The following is a 6,457-nucleotide window of genomic DNA, read 5'->3' on the forward strand; positions in this document are numbered from 1 at the left end:
AAACATGAGATACCAAACTATACCCCGCACCGATCTTAACGTAAGTAAAATATGCCTCGGTACAATGACCTGGGGTGAGCAAAACACTGAAGCCGAAGGATATGCTCAGATGGATCTTGCTGTTGACCGGGGTGTCAACTTTTTTGACACGGCAGAACTCTACCCTTCCCCTGTAAAACCCCGCACTCAGGGCGATACAGAAATCTTCATTGGTAACTGGCTACAAAAAACGGGCAAGCGTAAGGATTTGGTTCTGGCTTCCAAAATTGCTGGTGACCGCCCATTCGCCCAGCATATCCGCCCCCAACTTGGTTTTAGTAAAGCTAACCTTGAGGAAGCCTTGGACCTTAGTCTAAAGCGGTTGCAGGTGGACCATCTTGACCTATACCAGTTGCACTGGCCAAGCCGCCAGACCAACTTTTTTGGGCAACGTGATTACAAGCATGATAAAACCGACGAATGGGAAGATAATTTCTTAGAAGTACTTACCGACCTAGACAGTATCATCAAAAGTGGCAGAGTTCGGTACTTTGGGTTGAGTAACGAAACGCCTTGGGGAATGATGCGGTATTTACACCTTTCCGAAACTCATGATTTGCCTCGATGTGTAAGTATTCAAAACCCTTACAGCTTGCTAAATCGAACTTTTGAAGTTGGCTTATCGGAAATGAGCATCCGCGAAGAGGTTACACTTCTCCCCTATTCTCCTTTGGGGGCCGGTATGCTTAGCGGTAAATACCACCTAAAAACCGATGAGCCAGGAAACCGGCTGAATAAATACAAGCATGTAAAACGCTACAGTTCGGAACAATCCTGGGAAGCCACTCGCCGCTATCTCGAAATTGCTCAAGCTAATGACCTGACCCTCACACAAATGGCCCTAGCTTTTGTGAATGACCAGCCATTTATTACCAGCAACATCATTGGTGCAACCAACCTACAGCAGCTTGCCGAAAACATTGATAGCATTGACATACAACTTTCTGAAGAAGTGATCAAAGCCATTAATGAAGTGCATGCCCAAATTCCAAATCCGGCACCTTAACGAGGCCTAAATGTAAGTGTTATTCAACTTGAACACTTTGCGTCTCATAGTTTTGGTAAAAAGTACTTAGTATAAACTTATCCTGCTTACACGCTATACTTACAAGGCATGAGGCTGCTTGCCTTGTACCCAGGCTACGGACTTTGGCTACCTCTATCTATCAACAAAAAAAATCAAATATTGAAATTTTATATTATTTTGTTTGTTTTATCAAGAAAATATATACCTTTATAGAATCTTAGTGAACTGACATCACACCAAGATAATCAGCGGTATTACCCCCACTTTTGTCATGTGGGAATTTCAACGGATTTTTTTAGCGTATTGATTGGCTGTTGCTAACTTAGCAGCAGATATAGGCGCACGCCCGTTATGGTCGATTGACCAAGAGGCGGTTTCGGCGATCTGGCTGAGGGTGGGCCCTCCACTTGGGGCTTCTATATCCAGCCTCCATCTTACATTTCAAAACACGTTCCATTATCTCTCTCTATTTAATCCATTAAAATTCCTAAAACAGCAGAATGAAACACTATATCGTCTTATTATTTAGCAGCAGTTTCTTGCTCTTCACTGCCTGTACTTCTACCCTGGATTCGGATCCCCCCACTAATTCATCTACAGAGGCGCGCCCATCTAAGCCAAGCCTAATACTTGAGCCCAACCGCTACAACGTTGCTTTCCTGGTTATGGATGGCGTATACAACACCGAACTGACTGCTCCTTACGACATCTTCCAGCACACTATTTTTCGTGACAGCATCAAGGCCATGAATACTTTCCTGGTAGCCAATACCCTTGAGCCTATAACGACCTTTGAAGGCTTACAAATCCTCCCTCACTTCGATTATCTCAACGATAGTCTTCCTCTTATCGACATCCTGGTTGTCCCTAGTGCGGAACATCACCTTGACAGTGATTTAGAAGACGAAGCAATGCTTGATTTTGTTCGTCAGGCAGCTAGTGAAGCTCAATTTATTACCAGCCACTGCGATGGTGCATTTGTTTTAGCCGAAGCCGGATTACTTCAAAACAAAGTAAGTACCACCTTCCCTAGTGACATCCCAGCTATGCGAGAACGCTATCCTGATCATGATATCCGGGAAAACGTGCTCTTTGTCCACGATGGTAAATACATCACCTCCGCTGGCGGTGCTAAATCCTTTGAAGCTGCCCTGTATCTCTGCGAATATCTCTACGGTACAGAAGTAGCCAAAAGGTTGGCTAAAGGCTTGGTTATTGACTGGAAACTAGAAGAAGTCCCTCATCTAATTATTGAATAATAGTCAAAATTAACACTGTGAAAAACGTGACCTCTCAAGAAATTAAGGATCAAGCCTTCATTTCGACAAGTGCCTGGGTTATCATTGTTTTTTCTTTTATTGCCCTCTATTTCTCTTGTTTCAAATGGCTTTCTTTTCAACAGATCACCGCCACTCAAGAAATGATGTTTCAAGGGACCGAAGCCTTTGAGCATGATTTTACGGCCGTAAAACAAAAAACGGAAGCACTCCTAACCATTGTTTTAACGAGTAGTATCGTTGGTTCATTTCTACTTCTGATTACGGCCTTGAATTTATTAAGGCGACGTAAATCGGGGCGGATTTTATTTACTATTACGATAAGTATACTGCTCGCGCTGTTATTGTTTTTCCTTTTCTACAGTAGCAAAAATTATCAACAGCAATTAGTAAGCATCCTTCCTAATTTCCCCATAGGAGGAGAGGGTTTAACCAGCCAATTCCTAAAAGTAGCTCGTTTCCAATTTCTAGGAACAGGTGTTTTTTGCCTTATCCTTTCGTGGGCTTTGGTCAGGGTAATGATAAAAATGAACAGCAAACACATCCGCAAATATTTTCCTTAAAAAGAGCTTTAAACCATGTGCATAATTTAAAAATCAACTGTTAGCAAAGGTCGCCTTGTAAAACTCCTCACCTATTTATTAATTCCCCGTCAGTTATTGTGCCTATCTTTGCGCTGTGGCAAGAATTTTAGCAATCGACTACGGCACCAAACGCACCGGCCTGGCAGTGACAGATCCACTCCAGATCATCGCTAATGGATTAGATACTGTGGCAACACAGGATTTACTTTCTTATCTGGAAAAGTATTTTTCGGAAGAAGAGGTTGAAACCGTCGTTATCGGAGAACCTCGCCATGCGGATGGTAATCCAACCAAAGTTACGCCCCACGTTATCGGGCTAAAACGAAAATTGGAAAAATTATACCCGCAGCTTAAACTCGTCTTGCAAGATGAAGGTTATACTTCTGTGATGGCCAAAGAAGCCATCATGCAAAGTGGCCTCAAACGCAAAAAAAGGCAAGAAAAAGGGCTGGTGGATAAAATCGCAGCCACTATCATTTTGCAGGAATACCTTGAAGCGAATAATTATTAATCCTTCTCTGATATTTTTTGTGGTCAAAAAAAGCAAAAATATTAAGCGACTGATAAGAAGCGTGATTTTTGTTTTCGATTGACTTCAAACACAAGAAATATTAGAGAATCTTATTAATATGGTTTTATGTTATTGTCAGTTTACGCCTACGGGCAACCAGTTTTAAAAAAAATGGGGCAACCCATTACCGCAGCATATCCTAAGCTGGAAAAACTTATTGCAGACATGTGGGAAACCATGTACCACGCTAATGGCGTAGGACTGGCTGCTCCACAAATCGGTAAAGCTATCCGACTTTTTGTCGTCGACACGGTCCAAATGATGGAAGAAGGCAGAGAGGCAGAAGGTATCAAAATGACCTTCATTAATGCTGAAAAGGTAGAAGAATCAGGCGAAGAATGGCCTTATGAAGAAGGCTGCCTAAGTATTCCCGATGTCCGCGGGGATGTAGAACGCCCTGCTAATATTCGCCTACGCTGGGTAGACGAAAACTTTGAGGAACAAGAAGCAACCTTCACTGGCCTCAACGCCCGTGTGATCCAACACGAATACGACCATACCGATGGTATACTCTTCACTGAATATCTCAAACCCATCAAGAAACGACTCATCAAGCGGAAGCTTGAAAACATCAAAAAAGGCAAGGTGAGCGCCGATTACAGAATGAAGTTCGTCTAATCGGCTAATACTTCCTTCTTATCAGCTTGATGAAACTCTCCGCTACATCGGTGCGCTCATCTTCTGTCCAGTCATTTTTCTCGGCAATATCAATGAGTAGCTCGCGAGCTTCTTCCATACTTCCCAATTTATTAAGCTGCTGGAGTGTTTCATTCATCGCGGCCATATCACGGCCAAATAGTTCGTTGGAATAAAGCAGTTTATCATTGATAGACATCGCCCGAGTAAGATCAGTAATTGCCTGCTGGCTCAATTTCTCAGAAAGTTCTTTGGCTGCTTTATGCTTAAATAGTGCTTCAACACCATTACTAGCAACCTTTTTTGCAGGAGCAGGAGGTGGCGGTGCAGGAGCTGGAGGTGGTGTTTCAACAACCGGCGCAGGCTTTGGTGCTGGAGGAGGTGGCGGCGGCGCAGGGGCAGGCTCCACCTCTACTTTAGGAGGCAGTGGCTCCGAAACTGTTTTCTCTACTGGTGGTGCAGGGGCAGGCGGCGGTGGTGGAGGTGGCACCGCCTTACTCATCGGCTGTGGTGCCACACTGGTATCTGTATTGAGGTAAGCCTCATAGAATTGGCGAATATAGCTGAGCATCAAATCGCGCTCAATATTGGAAACATCTCCCTTATCCAGGCTAACGGATTTGTGAAGGGCATTGATTTTTTCTAGTAGAATCTTCGCTTGTTGTAGGTCCATGTAGTTGACAGACGTCTTAGTAATTTGACGGGATATTTTCAGAACGAGCCCAAAAATAAAGGCTTATCTGTTATTGTGCTAAGGATAACCCGTTTTTCTTGGGTAAAATTGTGAAGCTGCCCTATCTTTCGGGCTAAAGCTTACCTATATGTTTCTAGAACCTTTCTTTCGTGGACAACGCAGTGGCTGGATTGAAGTGATTTGCGGCTCCATGTTTTCGGGAAAAACCGAAGAACTCTTACGCCGCCTCAAACGCGCCAAATTTGCTAATCAAAAAGTAGAAATCTACAAACCCCGCGTTGATACCCGTTACGATAATGTCAAGGTCGTTTCTCACGATGACAATTTTATCTTGGCAACCCCAATCGACCATTCCGCTAAAATCCTGAAAGTAGGGGGTGATGTGACCGTTGTAGGTATTGATGAAGCACAATTTTTTGACCAGGATTTGATTCAAAACGTTCAAAAACTCGCCCTTTCAGGCAAACGGGTAATCGTCGCTGGCCTGGACATGGATTTTAGAGGCTTGCCCTTCGGTCCCATCCCAGGGCTGCTGGCCGTAGCGGAATACATTACCAAAGTACACGCTATTTGTTCTCATTGTGGCAACTTGGCTACCCATTCCTATCGGCTTTCATCTGAAGACTCAACGGTGGTATTAGGAGAAAAGGATAAATACGAGCCGCGCTGCCGCTCTTGTTACAACATGGGTAATATTCTGGATTTGAAATAAACTGCTCATGGCAAACGAAAGGAGATCATTATCAATCATTATTGTGCTCTTGGGACTGCTAGGTGCTTTCCAGCTTTACCGCGAGTCTTTTCGTTTTGATGCCTGGGGACTTAATGAAAACATAGGATGGGCCAACGATACTTTTTTCTGGTGGTTTATCCTTGGTTCTCCTGGTTTATGCGCCATCATCAGTTCGCTGACCTACGGCTACCTACACGCTAAAAAGCGTACACTTACCTTGTGGTTGATGGCGCTACAAATGATCGTCATTCTCCTGCTCACTTACTACCCGTTTGCCCTCGTTACTTTTAACCTGCTGGCCTGGCTTATCCTCTTTTCCGTGGTATGGCGTAACCAAAGACAGTTGATTATACCAGCAGAATGGAGAGATGACCTGCTGGATGACTTGCCATAATTAAACGCTATCGTAAAATGAAAAAGCCTACCATTCCTCAGCTCGTTTTATGGATAGCTATCCTTTTGGGAGTCTTACAATTCGTAAGAGAGATATTTGGATTGGGTACTTGGCGTTTAAGAGGATATATTGAAAAGTATGAAAGCAGCGGAGACTTAATCATTTCCTTTATCGAATCACCAGGTATTTGGATTATCATATGTAGTCTCAGTTACTTCAATATACATAAAAAGGGTGGTCAGCTTTTATGGGGACAAATTACCGCCCAGTTCCTTTTATTCTTGTCAATGTGCTTCGCTCCTATGGCAAAAATGTTGTTTATACTAGTTTGGTTACTATCTGCTCAAATCATTTACTATGGCTACAAATCTAGGCCACAAGATTCTACCCCGAACATCCTGGATGATCCTGATTTTTGATGATCCTTGTACCCCAATCGTACCAGTGCGATTATACGTTTCGACTCGAAATCGGAGGTCGGAAGTGGGAAGTCGGAGTACTT

The 6,457-nt window shown here is 43.5% G+C and carries 8 protein-coding genes; 7 read left to right on the forward strand and 1 reads right to left on the reverse strand.

The annotated features are described in order from the left end of the window. Nucleotides 1–4: 4 nt before the first annotated feature. The 5 genes from ACRBG0_RS19035 to def all read left to right on the forward strand — a co-directional run bounded on the left by ACRBG0_RS19035 (nt 5) and on the right by def (nt 4,116). Entirely contained in the window at nt 5–1,045 is a 1,041-nt protein-coding gene (locus ACRBG0_RS19035) for an aldo/keto reductase (protein ID WP_431488447.1), read from the forward strand. A gap of 521 nt (nt 1,046–1,566) precedes the next feature. After that, nucleotides 1,567–2,325, forward strand: a complete 759-nt coding sequence (locus ACRBG0_RS19040; protein WP_431488448.1) for a DJ-1/PfpI family protein — start codon at nt 1,567–1,569, stop codon at nt 2,323–2,325. 17 nt (nt 2,326–2,342) lie between these two features. Then, complete coding sequence (locus ACRBG0_RS19045; RefSeq protein ID WP_431488449.1) at nt 2,343–2,906, forward strand: hypothetical protein; 564 nt, start codon at nt 2,343–2,345, stop codon at nt 2,904–2,906. Nucleotides 2,907–3,021: 115 nt separating this feature from the next. Next, on the forward strand, nt 3,022–3,438 hold the full coding sequence (ruvX, locus tag ACRBG0_RS19050) for a Holliday junction resolvase RuvX (protein WP_431488450.1): 417 nt from the start codon (nt 3,022–3,024) through the stop codon (nt 3,436–3,438). Nucleotides 3,439–3,564: 126 nt separating this feature from the next. Continuing rightward, a complete protein-coding gene (gene def / locus ACRBG0_RS19055) occupies nt 3,565–4,116 on the forward strand; it encodes a peptide deformylase (protein WP_431488451.1) in 552 nt (183 codons plus the stop codon). A gap of 4 nt (nt 4,117–4,120) precedes the next feature. Here def and ACRBG0_RS19060 read toward each other — a convergent pair whose 3' ends face one another. Continuing rightward, complete coding sequence (locus ACRBG0_RS19060; RefSeq protein WP_431488452.1) at nt 4,121–4,807, reverse strand: hypothetical protein; 687 nt, start codon at nt 4,805–4,807, stop codon at nt 4,121–4,123. Between the two features lie 148 nt (nt 4,808–4,955). On the opposite strand from ACRBG0_RS19060, the gene ACRBG0_RS19065 reads away from it, so the two are divergent. Beyond that, entirely contained in the window at nt 4,956–5,540 is a 585-nt protein-coding gene (locus ACRBG0_RS19065; protein ID WP_431488453.1) for a thymidine kinase, read from the forward strand. Nucleotides 5,541–5,547: 7 nt separating this feature from the next. Beyond that, nucleotides 5,548–5,955 carry a hypothetical protein gene (locus tag ACRBG0_RS19070; RefSeq protein ID WP_431488454.1) on the forward strand — a complete coding sequence of 136 codons (408 nt, stop codon included), beginning with the start codon at nt 5,548–5,550 and terminating at the stop codon, nt 5,953–5,955. Nucleotides 5,956–6,457 lie beyond the last annotated feature (502 nt).

The organism is Lewinella sp. (assembly GCF_050633125.1).
Taxonomy (GTDB): Bacteria; Bacteroidota; Bacteroidia; order Chitinophagales; family Saprospiraceae; genus Lewinella.

Excerpts from the sequence above, each read along its gene's own strand:
- ACRBG0_RS19040 (WP_431488448.1), top strand. The coding sequence starts at position 1,567 with ATGAAACACTATATCGTCTTATTATTTAGCAGCAGTTTCTTGCTCTTC.
- ACRBG0_RS19070 (WP_431488454.1), top strand. The coding sequence starts at position 5,548 with ATGGCAAACGAAAGGAGATCATTATCAATCATTATTGTGCTCTTGGGA.
- ACRBG0_RS19035 (WP_431488447.1), top strand. The coding sequence starts at position 5 with ATGAGATACCAAACTATACCCCGCACCGATCTTAACGTAAGTAAAATA.
- ACRBG0_RS19060 (WP_431488452.1), bottom strand. The coding sequence starts at position 4,807 with ATGGACCTACAACAAGCGAAGATTCTACTAGAAAAAATCAATGCCCTT.
- def (WP_431488451.1), top strand. The coding sequence starts at position 3,565 with ATGTTATTGTCAGTTTACGCCTACGGGCAACCAGTTTTAAAAAAAATG.
- ACRBG0_RS19065 (WP_431488453.1), top strand. The coding sequence starts at position 4,956 with ATGTTTCTAGAACCTTTCTTTCGTGGACAACGCAGTGGCTGGATTGAA.